The 13695-nt window shown below is 71.4% G+C and carries 13 protein-coding genes and 2 pseudogenes; 6 read left to right on the forward strand and 9 right to left on the reverse strand.

The annotated features are described in order from the left end of the window. Positions 1 to 36: 36 nt before the first annotated feature. Entirely contained in the window at positions 37 to 237 is a 201-nt protein-coding gene (locus tag ABD332_RS18855) for a hypothetical protein (protein ID WP_344503280.1), read from the reverse strand. 70 nt (positions 238 to 307) lie between these two features. Then, positions 308 to 1195 (reverse strand): annotated as a pseudogene (locus tag ABD332_RS18860) (site-specific integrase); the annotation flags it as partial. 99 nt (positions 1196 to 1294) lie between these two features. Between ABD332_RS18860 and ABD332_RS18865 the strand changes: the two are divergent. Beyond that, positions 1295 to 1885 carry a TlpA family protein disulfide reductase gene (locus ABD332_RS18865; RefSeq protein WP_344503281.1) on the forward strand — a complete coding sequence of 197 codons (591 nt, stop codon included), beginning with the start codon at positions 1295 to 1297 and terminating at the stop codon, positions 1883 to 1885. 144 nt (positions 1886 to 2029) lie between these two features. On the opposite strand, the gene ABD332_RS18870 is transcribed toward ABD332_RS18865, so the two are convergent. The 3 genes from ABD332_RS18870 to ABD332_RS18880 all read right to left on the reverse strand — a co-directional run bounded on the left by ABD332_RS18870 (position 2030) and on the right by ABD332_RS18880 (position 4157). Continuing rightward, on the reverse strand, positions 2030 to 2746 hold the full coding sequence (locus tag ABD332_RS18870; protein WP_425552252.1) for a DUF1775 domain-containing protein: 717 nt from the start codon (positions 2744 to 2746) through the stop codon (positions 2030 to 2032). Between the two features lie 77 nt (positions 2747 to 2823). After that, positions 2824 to 3288 (reverse strand): vitamin K epoxide reductase family protein, encoded by a 465-nt coding sequence (locus tag ABD332_RS18875; protein WP_344503283.1) that lies wholly within the window; start codon positions 3286 to 3288, stop codon positions 2824 to 2826. Positions 3289 to 3290: 2 nt separating this feature from the next. Continuing rightward, positions 3291 to 4157 carry a DUF929 family protein gene (locus tag ABD332_RS18880; protein ID WP_344503284.1) on the reverse strand — a complete coding sequence of 289 codons (867 nt, stop codon included), beginning with the start codon at positions 4155 to 4157 and terminating at the stop codon, positions 3291 to 3293. Between the two features lie 247 nt (positions 4158 to 4404). Here ABD332_RS18880 and ABD332_RS18885 point away from each other — a divergent pair, with 247 nt between their 5' ends. The 4 genes from ABD332_RS18885 to ABD332_RS18900 all read left to right on the forward strand — a co-directional run bounded on the left by ABD332_RS18885 (position 4405) and on the right by ABD332_RS18900 (position 7308). Continuing rightward, positions 4405 to 5220: a cyclase family protein gene (locus ABD332_RS18885; protein ID WP_344503285.1), complete on the forward strand. Its 816-nt coding sequence runs from the start codon at positions 4405 to 4407 to the stop codon at positions 5218 to 5220. A gap of 25 nt (positions 5221 to 5245) precedes the next feature. Continuing rightward, positions 5246 to 5761, forward strand: coding sequence for a M15 family metallopeptidase (locus ABD332_RS18890; RefSeq protein ID WP_344503286.1), 516 nt, complete (start codon positions 5246 to 5248; stop codon positions 5759 to 5761). Between the two features lie 32 nt (positions 5762 to 5793). Then, positions 5794 to 6246 (forward strand): hypothetical protein, encoded by a 453-nt coding sequence (locus ABD332_RS18895; RefSeq protein WP_344503287.1) that lies wholly within the window; start codon positions 5794 to 5796, stop codon positions 6244 to 6246. Positions 6247 to 6381: 135 nt separating this feature from the next. Next, positions 6382 to 7308 (forward strand): type II secretion system protein GspK, encoded by a 927-nt coding sequence (locus ABD332_RS18900; protein WP_344503289.1) that lies wholly within the window; start codon positions 6382 to 6384, stop codon positions 7306 to 7308. Between the two features lie 646 nt (positions 7309 to 7954). On the opposite strand, the gene ABD332_RS18905 is transcribed toward ABD332_RS18900, so the two are convergent. The 4 genes and pseudogenes from ABD332_RS18905 to ABD332_RS18920 form a co-directional block, all read right to left on the reverse strand. Then, positions 7955 to 8575: a LutC/YkgG family protein gene (locus tag ABD332_RS18905; protein ID WP_344503290.1), complete on the reverse strand. Its 621-nt coding sequence runs from the start codon at positions 8573 to 8575 to the stop codon at positions 7955 to 7957. A 251-nt stretch (positions 8576 to 8826) separates the two neighbouring features. Further along, positions 8827 to 10281, reverse strand: a pseudogene (locus ABD332_RS18910) (LutB/LldF family L-lactate oxidation iron-sulfur protein); the annotation flags it as partial. Beyond that, the gene (locus ABD332_RS18915; protein ID WP_344503291.1) at positions 10278 to 11003 is read right to left on the reverse strand and encodes a (Fe-S)-binding protein; all 726 of its coding nucleotides are present in this window, start codon (positions 11001 to 11003) and stop codon (positions 10278 to 10280) included. The gene ABD332_RS18915 and the pseudogene ABD332_RS18910, both read right to left, overlap by 4 nt. 3 nt (positions 11004 to 11006) lie before the next feature. Next, positions 11007 to 12050 (reverse strand): LacI family DNA-binding transcriptional regulator, encoded by a 1044-nt coding sequence (locus tag ABD332_RS18920; RefSeq protein WP_344503292.1) that lies wholly within the window; start codon positions 12048 to 12050, stop codon positions 11007 to 11009. Between the two features lie 115 nt (positions 12051 to 12165). Between ABD332_RS18920 and ABD332_RS18925 the strand changes: the two genes are divergently transcribed. After that, complete coding sequence (locus tag ABD332_RS18925) at positions 12166 to 13677, forward strand: sugar ABC transporter ATP-binding protein (RefSeq protein WP_344503293.1); 1512 nt, start codon at positions 12166 to 12168, stop codon at positions 13675 to 13677. The last annotated feature ends 18 nt before the right edge of the window (positions 13678 to 13695 follow it).

The following is a 13695-nucleotide window of genomic DNA, read 5'->3' on the forward strand; positions in this document are numbered from 1 at the left end:
CGGCAGCGGCCCGGAGGCGCCGCGACGCCATCACCGTCATCGGTCTTTCAATCGACGAGCGATGCGTTGAACGATCTTGCCCACGGCGAGGGCGACCAATGCGGCTGCCGGAGCTTTCTGCCAGTCGGGGTATCCAGGCAGCCAGAGGGGTGACGTCACGTCCAGCGCGAGATAGACGCCGAATCCGGCGACGAACCCGGCGTTACGGGAAGGCGGCGAGCTGTCAGCCTTCATCATTTGGTTCTAGTATCTCGCCACCGCTGTGGTTGTCCAGGGGCTTACGTGCTGCGGCCGTCCCACCAGGCAAGCCGAACATTTGGTTCATGACCTCGGCGCCATTCAGCAGCACCGGGCGGAGCTGGTGGCGGTAGACCGCCTCCGTGACCCTCGTCCCCGCGTGCCCGACGAGGTCGGCGATCTGCTCCAGGGTCATCCCGTGTGCGGACGCGATCGACACAAAGCTGTGCCGTAGCTCGCGCGGTGTCCAGTCGTCGGCCGCCAGCCCGGCCGCCTTCACCACCCGGCGGAAGGATCGCCGGACGTTCGCGGCGTCGAGCGCCGTACCGACGGCCGACACGAACACCAGGCCGGTCTCGTGCCATGAGTCGCCAGCTCGCCGCCGCGCCTTGTCCTGCTCCTGGCCGTGCAGCTCAAGCGCGTAGACGCAGAGTGCCGGCAGGGCGAGCGTGCGCCGTGACTTCGGGGTCTTGGTGTCCCCGCCCACCCGGTCGGACCGCCAGACCGACACCGACGGCGGCACCGGCGGCGTGTCGTCCGGCCGTCCCTTGAGGTCGAGCAGCTCCCAGCGCAGCGCCCGCACCTCTTCGGTACGCAACCCGGTGAGCAGGGACAGCACCACGTAGGCATACAGCGGCGTGTCCCTGGCGGCCTCCAGCAACGCGGTGCCCTGCTCCATCGTCAGCGACTTCGAGGGCCTGCCCGGCTGCCCCTTCGGCAGGTCGCACAGCGCGGTGACGTTGCGGCTCACATGCCCGCGGGCCATCGCTCGCCGCAGCGCCCGCTTGAGGCACGAGAACAGGCTGCCCAGAGTTGCCGTGCTGAGGACCTTCGCCCGGTCGGCGAGCCACCGGTCAACGTCCGTGGCGGTCAGGTCCTTGAGCTTCCGGGCACCGAGGTACGGCACCAGATGATGGCGGCAGCGCTGCACCGAGCGTGATCCGGACGCGGAGGCGATCGACGGCGTGCGTTCCGGCGGCGCGGCTCAGATGAGAGGCAGGGATGGGCTACCGTCTACACGAATTTCGAGAGGTGTGTCGACCTCCAAGGGGGCATGGTGTCCACACATCATCGCGTTGTTGCATGCACAATCGTCGCAGTCGGCCTGGCGGCGGCGTGGTATTTGCAGGACACGGCCACCACAAGCGGCCCGGGGGACGTCGCAGCGCGTCCCTCCGCTGCCGCCATCGTCCAAGTTCCGCCGGCGAGCCGTCAGGCCGCGCCGGCGCTGACCGGGCAACTCCTCGACACCAGCGCCTTCCGCCTTGCCGAATGGCGTGGTTCCGTCGTGGTCGTCAACTTCTGGGCGTCCTGGTGTGCGCCCTGTGGTGACGAAGCACCGGACCTGCAGGCCGTCGCCGATGCCACGGCTGGCCTCAGCGTGCGCATGCTCGGCGTGAACATCAACGATGACCGCGACGAGGCCAGGAAGTTTGTCGACGCCTACCATTTGACCTACCCGAGCCTGTTCGATCCGGCCGGTGAGATTCCGCTGATCTTTCCCGCGATCTCGCCCCGCACGCTCCCGAACACCGTCGTCCTTGACCGGGCCGGCAACGTGGCAGCCGTCGCTCGCCGCAAAGTCACCCGCACCGAACTCGAGGCCGCTGTTCGAGCCCTCGCTGCGGAGTCGGTGGCAACTGGGTGACTGGCAGCAACCGCTCCGCGCTCAGGGCACTGGCTCCCACTGTGACCCAGGGCCACCTGTGAGCCGGTGGCTGCGGTGATCAAAAAGCGGATCCGGTCGTGGTGGTGACCGGATCCGCTGTTCGATCAAGCGGGGGTGCTGTCCTCAGGACGTCCGGGAGCGGCGGAGGGCCAGGACGGCGACGACCAGGCCGGCCAGGCCGGCGACGAGGCCTGCGATGCCCAGGCCGATGGCCGTACCGTCGCCGCTGCCGCCGTCATCGTTCTTCGCGGCGACCGAAGTGGCAGGTGCCGCGGAGGCCCCGGATGCCGCAGCGTCGGACTTCTTGGTGAGCTTGAGGACGGGGGCGGGGTGCTCGGCCTCGGCGCCGGCGGCGGGCTCGTCGATCCAGCGGACGATCTCGCCGGTGGAGTAGGTCTGGAGGGCCTTGAAGACGATCTGGTCGGTGGTCGGCAGGGGGCCGAGGGAGACGTCGAACTCCTGGAACTGGTGGGGCTTGATCTCCGCGCCGGCTGACGCGGTCCAGGTGATTTTGGAGACGGCGTCGGTGAGCTCGCCGTCGTCGGTCTTGATCGGTGTGGCGAGCTTGCTGGTCTCGGCGACGGCGGTCCAGCCCTGGAGCGGTTTGAGCGACACCGACGCGATCGGCTTGTCGGTGGGCAGCGCGATCTCGAGCTTGGTGGTGGAGGCGTCGTCGCGCTCGTTGGGCACCCGGAACGTCACCTTGGTGTAGCCGCCCTGCGTGGCGGTGTTGGGGTTGACGGTGACGTGAGCGGAGGCGGCGGCGGGGAAGGCGAGTGCAGCGGCGGCGGCCGCGGCGACGGCGACACCCGCGCGGACCACGTGGGTCAGGCGCATGATGCGGGCTGTCCTCTCGGGCAGGAACGACAAGGTCAACCGGGTAGTCGCCCCGGACCGCCGGAAAGTTCCCCGCGGTTCTACGCTAAATCCGCCGGGTCGGCATACGCCGTGCCGAGCGCCGTGACGGCGAACAGGCCGATCGCCAGGACGTGCACCGCCGTGCACCACAGGCAGATCGCGTCGAGGGTGAAGAGCTCCGCGTAGACGAGCCAGACGACGAACAGCACGCCGACGCCGGTACAGGCGAGGCGGGCGAGCCGCACGTCCCGTCGGGGTGTCCGCCACAGCGCCGACAGGGCGAGCATGGCGACGAAGTACAGCAGACCCAGCACCGCCACGGGGATGCCGAACACCGCGGACTGCTCGCTGGTGGTGACCTTCAGGCAGTTGAGCGCTCCCGTGTCCGGGCAGGCGAGGGTCGTCGACGACGTGAAGTGCTCATACGTCAGGTACGCGGACACGCCCAGGCCGAGCACGGACAGCACCAGCGAAACGGGCGGCACCCACCGCTGCACCAGCTGGTCGGTGGTGGTCTCGGTCATGCTCAGACCTTTCCCTGGAAGGCGGTCACGGCCTGGGAGGTGCAGACGTTCGCCGGTTTGCCGCCGGTCACCTTGCACAGCACGGCGGTGATCGCGTTGGCGTTGCCGTTGACCGCCTTCGCGATCTCGCTGCCGGGGTCGGACAGCGCCTTGGTCACCTGCTCGGCGGTCATGCCGGCGAGCAGCTCCGGGCTGAACGTCGCGCCGGAGGTGATCGCCTGGTTGGCGTAGTCGACGAATGGGATCGATCCGGCGGACTTCGCGTCCACGTAGGGCGGGGCGTTGAACTTCTGCACCAGCTGCGCCTGCTGGGGGGTCAGCTGGTCCAGCGGCGTGTACGAGCCGCCCTTGCGGGTCCTGCCGCTGGTCTCGACGCCCTGGAAGGTGAGCACGTCGCTGGTGTACGTGCTGCCGTGGAACGACACCGTCGGCGTGTCGGGGTACACGTCGTCGGACGCCGAAGCGGTGATCGTCAGGCCGCTGAACGTCCCGAACCGGGACAGCGCGACGACCACCGGCCAGCGCTGCGCGGCGCAGAACGGGCAGTACTCGGCGCCGACATACAGCACCAGGGGCTTGCCGCCCTCGGTGAGCACCGGCTGGCCGGTGACCGCCTTCGGCAGGATCTCGGCGGATCCGACGCCGACCTGGTCGAGGACCGCGGGCGGCACGGACGTCAACTGCGCGACGATCGCGGCGGCCGCCTCGCCGGTGGGGAAGGCCGGTGTGGGCTTGGTCTCGGGCCCCCCGGCGCCGCCGAGCTTGGTCACGATCATGACCGCGAACACGACCAGGACGGCGGCGATCGCGGCCGTCGCCTTGCGCATCCTGCCCCGCCTGGCGGTCGCCCGCTCCTGGATCAGTCGCATCCGTCGCGCGTATTCGCGCGAGTCCCGCTGGCGCTTCGACACGCGCAACCCCCACTCGTCTGTCTATTAGTCGTATCGGACCCGCCCGTTGGTTCCCTCCGTGGCTGAATTTAGGCAGACGCGCGTCCGTCGCACTGGGTCGAAGGTCTCGCCACGCCGGGTACAGCGGCAGATCTTGCGCGGGCCGGTGCGGCGGTGCAATGTGGCTTGTCGGCACCTGGACACGGACGCGAGGGGCTAAACGACCATGCAGCGACGACATCTTCTGACAGCGGCGGCGAGCGGTGCGGTCGCCGGCGCCGCGGGCCTGGCCGGCACCGCGGCGGCCGGCGAGAGCGGGGGCCCAGCGTTGAAGCCCGGCAAGACCCGGCTGATCAGCCTGTCGCACGTCAACGACCCGGCGACGACCAACATCTACCCCGGCGACCCGGCGTTCGAGCTGGAGACCATCGCCACCATCGAGAACGAGGGCTACTACCTGCAGTACGTCCGCGAGGGCGAGGCGACGGGCACGCACTGGGGCGCGCCCGGGCACTTCAACGCCGGCGAGCCCCTGGCGGACGACCTCGACCCCAACGACCTGTTCCTGCCCGCGGTCAAGATCGACGTGCGGAACAAGTGCGCCCGCAACGCCGACTACGCGCTGACGGTCGACGACGTGAAGCAGTGGGAGCGCCGGCACGGCCGCATCCCCGACGAGTCGATGATCATCATGTGGACCGGCTGGGAGTACAAGTGGGGGACCGACGCGTTCCCGAACCTCGACGCCGACGGGGTCCTGCACCAGCCGGGCTTCGCACCCGAGACGGTCCAGTGGTTCATCGACACCGGCCGGATCGGGCGCAACGGCGGCACCGGCATCGACACGTTCGGCCCCGACCTGGGCACCGACCCCGACTTCAGGGCGTCGCTGCTGGTGTACCGGCGGCACCGCATCAGCCTGGAGATCCTGGCCAACCTGGCCAAGTTCCCGGCGACCGGCGGGTCGATCCTGTGCGGCGGCTTCATCAACGCGAAGGGCTCCGGGTCGACCGCGCTCATCTACGGCGTCCTTCCTCACTAAAGTCGCGCCTCCGGGTGCCGATGCGGTGCGTGTGGAAGGCATCACCGGCATCGCCACCCGGATGGCAGAGATCCGCTCGCAGCTCGCCGCCCTGACCCCGCCTCCTGCTGTACAGGCCGCGCCGGAGTCGTCCTTCGCCTCCGCGTTGTCGGCGGCGACGTCGTTGCAGGACCGCTACGACAACGGCCGCATCCCCGTCACGGCGCTCGCCGAGGTCGGCTCGACCGGGCACCGCCTCGCCGCCCCGGCCGCGGCCGCGCTCGAGAGCCTCCTGCGCGCGGCGCAGCGCGACGGCGTGAAGATCGGGATCACGGACTCGTACCGCAGCTATGACGAGCAGGTCGACCTCGCCCGCCGCAAGGGCCTCTACTCCCAGGGCGGCCTGGCCGCGAAGCCCGGCACCAGCGACCACGGCTGGGGCCTCGCCGTCGACCTGGACCTCGACGCCAAGGCGCAGGCCTGGATGCGGGCCAACGGCGGCCGTTTCGGCTTCACCGAGAACACGCCCCGCGAGCCGTGGCACTGGAAGTTCACCGCCTGAAGTTGTCGTACCCGGCGGTTACGCTGCCGGGCATGGTGTTGTCGTTGCTGCTCACCGCGCATCTCGGCCTGGCCGCCATGTGGTGCGGCTCGATGGGCTACAGCCTGCTGGTCGTCCAGCCGAAGCTGGCCCGCGCCGGGCTCGGCGACGACCAGCTGGAGGAGCTGCTGACGCTGCTCGCCCAGGGCAACCGCTGGAAGGTCGTCCCGATCGTCGCCGCCCTGCTGGCCACGGCCGCCGTCATCCTCACACTGACGGGCAGTGCTGTCTTCATCGCGGTGTTGCTCTTGTACTGCGCTGCCGCCGCCGTGTTCGCCGACGTGTCCTGGCGGCACTGGCCGACCCGGGTGTTCGCGCTGCCCGCCGAGCGTCCCGGCCTGCGCCGCGCCCTCCGCTTACGCGCCTGGACGATGCTGGTCCTGGTCGGCGCGGCCTTCACCACCGCGCTGTGGACGTCGGCGTGGGCCTGGGCGGGTGCGTCCTGACCCCGGTCGGCTGTGTGTTCCCGATCGTCGTTCTGGTGGGCGGTGCTGTGGGCAACGGCCTGGGCCGCCCGCTGTTAGTGTTCGCGGGGCGACCAGCGTCGATGCATTGGCCGCCCGGCCTGACAGGAGGACCTGATGTATCCGGCACCCGCCGCCCGCCCGAGTTTCGGCTGGAAGCTCCTGCAGAGCTGGTGGGTCCTCATCTCGATCCTGGGGTTCGGCTGCTTCAGCGGCGCGGGCCTGGTCCTCGTCGGCCTGCGCGCCCGGAAGCCGGCGTGGTGGGGCTGCGGCGTCGGGTACCTCCTCATCGGCACCGCCATGGTCGTGCTGTCCGAGAAGGCCACGGTGCCGGACGATCCTTCCAGCGGCGGCGGCTTCGCGGCGCTGTGGCTCGTGCTGTGGGTGGTGTGCGTCGTGCACTCGTTCGTGCTCAACGTGTACTGGCTCCGCTGGCTGGAGCAGCGCCGCGCCGTGGCGGCGTTCGGCTCTCCCGCTGCCTTCGGCTCCCCAGCCGCCTTCGGGTCACCCGCGGCGTTCGGGTCTCCGGCCGCCTTCGGTTCGCCTGCGGCGTTCGGTTCGCCGGTGGGTCCGGCGTCCGCGGTGCCGTATTCCGTGCCGCCGGCCGGTTTCCCTGCCCAGGCGACCCCGCCCGCCGGGTTCAATCCGTACGCGACGCCGGCGGCCGGTTTCCCCGCGCAGTCGCCGCCCGCCGGCTTCGGTCCGCAGGCCACGCCGTCGGCCGGCTTTCCGGCCCAGTCCGGCGGGTTCACGTCGCAGCAGTTCACGGTCGACCCGATCCCGTCGACCTCCACCACCCCGTGGCCCGCCCCGACACCCTGGACGCCGACCGCCGCGTCTGTCGACGTCAACACCGCCGACGCCACGCTGCTCGCCACCCTCGACGACTTCGACGCCGCCCGCGTCGCGTACGTCCTCTCCGAACGCCACCGCCGCGGCGGCTTCACCAGCCTCTCCGAGTTCGCCACGACCGCCCAGCTGGCCCCGCACCAGTTCGACCGCATCCAGCACCGCCTGACCCTCACACCCCCTCGCCGGTACTGATCCGGCGTGTGCCGGCTCCCTCGCACAGCGTGACGCGACTGGATTCGGCGTTGCGCGGGAGGGAGAATGGTGGGGCAGCGCCAATCGGGGGAGGCGGCGCATGTTCGCTCTGCCATTGTCTGAGACGTGTCGATCTGATCTGGTGGCCGGCCAGCACGCCCGTCGCCGCGAGGAACGCCGGCGGGCCAGGGCCGAGTTCGCTGAGGCGCGCACGCACGGACTCACCGCCCGCCACGCCTTGAAGCTGGCCCGCCTCCGCCCGCCACCGTCCAACAGGCCACACACCGCAGCTCGGTTCGCAGCCCAGCCCGCTGACCGGCCTGCTGCCGTGGCTCCGCCCACTGCCCGGCCCACTGCTGCGGTTTCGCGCGCTGCCCGGCCTGCTGACTGGTCCACTGCCCGGCCGGCTGTTGTGGTTCCGCACGTTGCGTGTCTTCACCGTCGATCGCGATCAGCTGCCCGCATGCGGGTCGCGGCGGTCCAGCTGGCACTCTTCCCGATCGATCTCGTGCTCGACGCACTCCCACCGAGGGCCGCCCCGGTCGACGCAGTTTGTGGAGGAGCTTCGGTCGGGTCGGGCGGAGCTTCGCCGGCGCTGGGGGCTGCTTCAGCTGGGTCGGGGGTGGTTCTGGGCGCGGCGGGGGTGCTAGTGGACGAGGAGGACGACCAGGGTGCGGGGGCCGTGGACGCCTTCGACGCGGTTGAGCTCGATGTCGCTGGTGGCGGAGGGGCCGCTGATGAGGGTCAGGGGGCGGGTCGGGGTGAGGCGGGCGAGCAGGTCGGGGACGGTGCGGACGACCTGGTCGGCGCGGACCACGCAGAAGTGGCGGTCGGGGACGAGGGTGATCGCGCGGCGGCCCTGGTCGGGGCTGCCGTCGAGGGCGATCGTCCCGGTCTCGGCGCACGCGGCGGCGCAGGCGGTGGCGACGCCGGCGAAGGTGTCCAGGTCGGCGGGGGTGAGGGTGCCGTCGTCGACGTGGGCGCCGGGGAGCTCGAACGGCAGGGCCGGCGGCACGATCAGCCGGCCGCCGGGAGGCATGGTGGCGGCGAGGGCGGCGCGCAGGTCGGTCTCGAGCGTGGCGGGGGTGGTGGGGACGACCGTGGCCTTGTAGTCGGTCAGGCGGTCGGCGAGCAGGGACAGCAGCTCGGGGGAGCCGGTCGGCACCGCCCCCACGCGCCGGTAGTCCCGTGGCACGGCGGGCACGGCCGGGTCGGGCCCGAGCGCGGCCCGGATACGAGCCAGCACGTCGGCGCGGGCGTCAGTCATCGGCCCTCCTGCGCATCGAGATGGGGGAGGTCACGCCGCTGATCAGAAGACTCGCCAGGACGGCCATCAGCGGGCGACCCCGGGCGGGGATCAGCCGGCGAACCGGGGCGGAGGTCAGAAGCGGGGCTGGGACCAGGATCAGATGACGGCTCGGGAAGCGGTTCAGAAGGCGGCACGGGGCGGAGGTCAGCAGACAGGCCGGGACCGGGTTTGGCGGGTGAGTTGGGGTGGGTGTCAGAAGGTGGTGCGGGGCGGGTGCGCCACCAGTCGCGGAAGGACTGGGCCGGGGGGCGGGGGAGGTCGCGGGAGGTGGTCCATGCGGAGAGGGGTGGGGGCAGGGTCGTGATGTGGTTGGTGCGGCGGCCAAGGAGGCGGCCGAGGCGTAGGAGGCGTTCGGCGCTGCGGAAGCGGGCTGGGCGGGACATCACCCAGGACATGGCGGCCATGGTGATGGCCTCGGGGGAGGGGAGCGGGGAAGCGGCGCGCGCTTCCACGTGGCGGTTTCGCAGGTGTACCAGCATCGAGGGGATGTCGATGCGGACGGGGCAGGCGTCGAAGCAGGCGCCGCAGAGGCTGGAGGCGTAGGGGAGGGAAGCGTTGTCCTCGACGCCGGTGAGCTGGGGGCTGAGGACGGCGCCGATCGGGCCGGGGTAGACGGAGCCGTAGGCGTGGCCGCCGGTGCGTTCGTAGACGGGGCAGACGTTGAGGCAGGCGCTGCACCGGATGCAGTGCAGGGCGGCCCGGCCCGAAGGGTCCGACAGGACGGCGGTGCGGCCGTTGTCGACCAGGACGAGATGGAAGTCCTGCGGGCCGTCGCCGGGGGTGACGCCGGTCCAGAGGGACGTGTAGGGGTTCATCCGCTCGCCGGTCGACGAGCGGGGCAGCAGCTGCAGGAACACCTCCAGGTCGGTCCACGTGGGGACGACCTTCTCGATGCCCATGACCGTGATCAGGGTCTGCGGGAGGGTCAGGCACATGCGGCCGTTGCCCTCGGACTCGACGACGGCGAGGGTGCCGGTCGAGGCGACCGCGAAGTTGGCCCCCGACACCGCGACCCGAGCGGTCAGGAACTTCTCGCGCAGGTACGCGCGGGCGGCCATCGCCAGCTCGCGCGGATCGTCGGAGAGCGAGGCGGCGGCAGGCATCGTGCGGCGGAAGATGTCGCGGATCTCGGTGCGGTTGCGGTGGATGGCGGGGACCAGGATGTGCGACGGCTTGTCGTCGCCGAGCTGCACGATGAGCTCCGCCAGGTCGGTCTCCCACGCGGTGACACCGCCCTCGGCGAGCGCCTCGTTGAGCCCGATCTCCTGCGTCGCCATCGACTTGACCTTGACGACCTCGGTGGCGCCGGTCGCGCGGACCAGGTCGAGGACGATCGCGTTGGCCTCGACCGCGTCGCGGGCCCAGTGCACGGTGCCGCCGCGGGCGGTCACCTGCTCCTCCAGCTGGACGAGGAGGGTGTCGAGGTTGGCCATGACGTAGCCCTTGATCGCCTCACCGGCGAGGCGCAGCTCCTCCCAGTCGGGCACCTCGGCCACGACGGCGGCGCGCTTGCCGCGGATGGTGCTCGTGGCATGGCCCAGGTTGCGCCGCAGCTGGTCGTCGGCGAGCGCCGTCCGGGCCGCGACCGGGAAGGACGTTGAGCCACGCAACGCGCCGACACCTCGCGGCGCGTACACCGGCATCCCAAGGAACACGGAGGTCATGTCGCCGCCAGAATCTCTGCGAGGTGCACGGGGCGGGCAGCGGTGGACAGGCGGGACAGGCCGCCGCCGATGTGCATGAGGCAGGACGAGTCGCCGGCCGAGACGACCGAGGCGCCGGTGGACAGGACGCTGCGGAGCTTGTCGCTGAGCATGGCCGCGGACGTGTCGGCGTTCTTCAGCGCGAACGTGCCGCCGAAGCCGCAGCACTGGTCGGCGCCGGGCAGCTCGACGAGGTCGATGTCGCGGACCGCGCGCAGCAGCCGCAGCGGCCGGTCGCCGACCCGCAGCATGCGCAGCGAGTGGCAGGTCGGGTGGTAGGTGACGCGGTGCGGGAAGCGGGCGCCGACGTCGGTGACGCCGAGGACGTCGACGAGGAACTCCGACAGCTCATAGGTGCGCTCGCCGAGCTCCTCCGCCCGGTGCGACAGCGCGACCCGGCCGGCCCGGCGGGCGACGGCCGCGTGCTGGTGGCGGATCGAGCCGACGCATGAGCCCGACGGCGCGACGATCGCCTCGTAGCCGGCGAACGTGTCGACCTGGTGCTCGACCAGGCGGACGGCCTCGCGCTGGTAGCCCGTGTTGATGTGCATCTGGCCGCAGCAGGTCTGCGCCTCGGGGAAGACGACCTCGTGGCCGAGCCGCTCCAGCAGCTCGACCGTGGCCCGGCCGACCTGCGGAAACATCGCGTCGGCGAGACAGGTCACGAACAGTGCCACACGCATCGATCACCGCCCTTTCAGAGGATCCCGCTGAGATGACCGGCGGGTGCGGGGCCGGCCACTCGACTCGCGGACGATCAGCTCCGGCTGGAACACCACGTGGCGGTGCTCATGGCGGCCGTCGTCCTCGATCTCCTCGAGCAGCAGGGCCGTGGCGGTGCGACCGAGCTGTTCCCGAGGCTGTCGCACGGAGGATAGCGGCACCGCGGCCGCCGCGGCGAACTCGATGTCGTCATATCCCACGATCGCCACGTCCTGCGGCACGCGGATGCCCCGCTGGGTGAGGCCCTGCAGCACGCCGAGCGCGACGAGGTCGTTGGCGCAGAAGACCGCCGTGGAGCCGGCCGCGGCGTCGATCTCGGCGGCGGCCGCCCGGCCCGCGGCGACGGTGAGGTTGGGCGTGGGGACCACCGAGAGCTCGGCCTTCCCGGCCACGGCCGCGGAGATCCCGGCGTGCCGCTCCCGGACCTGGGTGATGGAGGCCGGCCCGCCGACGAACGTGATCCGCCGGTGGCCCTGCTCCACGAGGTGCTCGCCGGCGAGCCGGCCGCCGAGCACGTCGTCGACCGCGACCGAGCAGCGGCTGTGCCGGCCGGTGCCGCGGTCGACCAGCACGACCGGGGTGCCGCGCTGGATGAGCAGCTCCAGGCGCGAGTTCGGCGACTCGTCGACGGGCGTGATCAGTACACCGCGGACCCGCTGCTCCTCGAGGAGGTCGAGATGGCGGTGCTCGCGGCCGGCGTCCTCGCCGCTGTTGCAGACCACGACCATGACGCCGTGCTCCTCGGCGGCCGCCTCCGCGCCGCGGACCACGTCGGTGAAGAACGGGTTGGTCACGTCGAGCACGACGAGCGCGATCTGCCGGCTGTGCCCGGCCCGCAGCTGCCGCGCCGAGTCGTTGCGCACGTAGCCCAGCTCGGCGATGGCGTCGAGGACCCGCTGCCGGGTCGACGAGGCGACCAGCTCGGGACGGTTGAGCACGTTGCTGACGGTGCCGATGGAGACGCCCGCGCGGCGGGCCACCTCCTTGATGCCGGTCGTGGTGGACATCGATCTCCCGTACCTCTGAAACGTGTCAACTCGAAAAGGGTGTATCAAACCGGTAACGCCATTGAAACTCTTGACGCCATCGACGGTCTGCTTCTACCGTCACTGTAGTCATCGCATGAAACGTTTCACAAGGGAGGACGGCGAGGTGCTGGTTCTCGAGGGCGTGAGCAAGTCGTTCGGCGCCGTTGCCGCGCTGCGCGACGTGCGCCTGGAGCTGCGCGGCGGCGAGGCGCACGCCCTCGTCGGGGAGAACGGCGCGGGCAAGTCGACGCTGGTGAAGATCCTGGCCGGCGCGCACGCCCCCGACACCGGCACGATCACGCTCGACGGGCAGCCGCTGCGGCTCGGCGGCCCCGCCGACGCCCGCGACGCCGGCATCGCCGTCATTTACCAGGAGCCGACGCTGTTCCCGGACCTGACCGTCGCGGAGAACATCTTCATCGGCCGGCAGCCGCTGCGCTCGCTGCGCCGCGTCGACACCGCCGCGATGCGGGCCCGGTCCGCCGAGCTGTTCGCCAGGCTCGGCGTGCACCTCGACCCGGACCGGCCGGCCCGCGGGCTGTCGATCGCCGACCAGCAGCTGGTCGAGATCGCCAAGGCGCTGTCGTTCGACGCCCGGATCCTGGTCATGGACGAGCCGACCGCCGCGCTGTCCGGGGTCGAGGTCGAGCGGCTCTTCGCCGTCGCCCGGTCGCTGCGCGACGCCGGGGCCGCGGTGCTGTTCATCTCGCACCGCTTCGACGAGGTCTTCTCGCTCTGCCAGCGGATCACCGTCATGCGCGACGGCCAGTGGGTCTCCACCGACCCCGCTGACGCGCTCACCGTCGACCAGGTCGTGCGGCGGATGGTCGGCCGCGAGGTCTCCACCATGTACCCGCAGCGCACCGCCGAGGTCCGCGAGGCCCGGCTGGAGGTCGACGGGCTCACCCGTGCCGGCGTCTTCCAGGACGTGTCGTTCACCGTCCACAGCGGCGAGATCGTCGCCCTCGCCGGGCTCGTCGGCGCCGGCCGCTCCGAGGTGATCCGCGCCGTCTTCGGCATCGACCGGCACGACGCCGGCGAGGTCCGCGTCGACGGCAGGCCGCTGCAGAAGGGCAGCGCGTCCGCGGCGATCGCCGCCGGCCTCGCGCTCGTGCCCGAGGACCGCCGGCAGCAGGGCCTGGTGATGGAGCTGTCGGTGGAGCGCAACGCGACCCTGCCGCGGCGCTGGTCGCTGAGCCGGATCGGGCTGCTCCTCGGCCCGTCGGAGCGCCGCGACGCCCGCACCTGGACGGAGCGGCTGCAGGTGAAGGCGGCCAGGCTGAGCGACCCGGTCGCCACCCTCTCCGGCGGCAACCAGCAGAAGGTCGTCCTGGCGAAGTGGCTGTCGACGGCGCCGCGGGTGCTCATCGTCGACGAGCCGACCCGCGGCATCGACGTCGGCACCAAGGCCGAGGTGCACCGGCTGCTCAGCGAGCTTGCGGACCAGGGCGTCGCCGTGCTCATGGTCTCCAGCGAGCTGCCCGAGGTCCTCGGCATGGCGGACCGGGTCCTCGTCATGCACGAAGGGCGGCTCGCCGCCGACATCCCCCGTACCCGAGCCGACGAGGAGTCCGTGATGCTGGCGGCGACAGGACAGGCGACATGACCGCCCAGCGAAGCGGCT

It is taken from the genome of Dactylosporangium maewongense (assembly GCF_039531485.1).
Taxonomy (GTDB): domain Bacteria; phylum Actinomycetota; class Actinomycetes; order Mycobacteriales; family Micromonosporaceae; genus Dactylosporangium; species Dactylosporangium maewongense.

What these genes read in the sequence shown, in the direction of transcription:
- ABD332_RS18905 (WP_344503290.1), bottom strand. Translation starts at nt 8,575, where the DNA reads ATGACTGACGCCCGCGCCGACGTGCTGGCTCGTATCCGGGCCGCGCTC.
- ABD332_RS18895 (WP_344503287.1), top strand. Translation starts at nt 5,794, where the DNA reads ATGGTGTTGTCGTTGCTGCTCACCGCGCATCTCGGCCTGGCCGCCATG.
- ABD332_RS18880 (WP_344503284.1), bottom strand. Translation starts at nt 4,157, where the DNA reads ATGCGACTGATCCAGGAGCGGGCGACCGCCAGGCGGGGCAGGATGCGC.
- ABD332_RS18900 (WP_344503289.1), top strand. Translation starts at nt 6,382, where the DNA reads ATGTATCCGGCACCCGCCGCCCGCCCGAGTTTCGGCTGGAAGCTCCTG.
- ABD332_RS18855 (WP_344503280.1), bottom strand. Translation starts at nt 237, where the DNA reads ATGATGAAGGCTGACAGCTCGCCGCCTTCCCGTAACGCCGGGTTCGTC.
- ABD332_RS18875 (WP_344503283.1), bottom strand. Translation starts at nt 3,288, where the DNA reads ATGACCGAGACCACCACCGACCAGCTGGTGCAGCGGTGGGTGCCGCCC.
- ABD332_RS18885 (WP_344503285.1), top strand. Translation starts at nt 4,405, where the DNA reads ATGCAGCGACGACATCTTCTGACAGCGGCGGCGAGCGGTGCGGTCGCC.
- ABD332_RS18915 (WP_344503291.1), bottom strand. Translation starts at nt 11,003, where the DNA reads ATGCGTGTGGCACTGTTCGTGACCTGTCTCGCCGACGCGATGTTTCCG.
- ABD332_RS18925 (WP_344503293.1), top strand. Translation starts at nt 12,166, where the DNA reads ATGAAACGTTTCACAAGGGAGGACGGCGAGGTGCTGGTTCTCGAGGGC.
- ABD332_RS18920 (WP_344503292.1), bottom strand. Translation starts at nt 12,050, where the DNA reads ATGTCCACCACGACCGGCATCAAGGAGGTGGCCCGCCGCGCGGGCGTC.